The organism is Achromobacter sp. GbtcB20, assembly GCF_019091095.1.
GTDB lineage: Bacteria > Pseudomonadota > Gammaproteobacteria > Burkholderiales > Burkholderiaceae_B > Achromobacter > Achromobacter mucicolens.
Genome location: NZ_JAGXJZ010000482.1, coordinates 1 through 280 on the forward strand (window position 1 = coordinate 1; position 280 = coordinate 280).

Below are 280 nucleotides of genomic sequence, written 5' to 3' on the forward strand. Positions count from 1 at the left end.
TCCCCTTTACCTTTAAAAGGCTTTAAAAGGCCTTTTAGAGAGGCCGCGTGTTCCAGCCGCATGAAGGCTGGCTGTTCCAGACGACGGAAGTAGCGCGGTTCGCGGTTCGGGTCGCTCATGCCGGTTCGTCCTCGCCGGCGGCTGTGGTCTTGGCCTCGGCCGAATCGGCGGCAGCGCCTTCGTCGGTGGGAGGTGCGGCTGCGGCCGCGCTATCACCCCGCCGGTGCAGGCCACGGCGCACGACGCGCGGCGCAAACTTCGGGCGGCGCATGCCTTCGAG

Annotated in this window: 1 protein-coding gene and 1 pseudogene; both read right to left on the bottom strand. The window is 66.8% G+C overall.

Annotated features, from left to right (window positions below; all coding sequences use genetic code 11):
* On the bottom strand, positions 1-119 hold a 119-nt coding region (locus KVT32_RS29855; protein ID WP_146219704.1), incomplete at its 3' end, for a DUF3158 family protein.
* Positions 116-280 (bottom strand): annotated as a pseudogene (locus KVT32_RS32375) (TIGR03761 family integrating conjugative element protein); the annotation flags it as partial. The pseudogene KVT32_RS32375 and the gene KVT32_RS29855, both read right to left, overlap by 4 nt.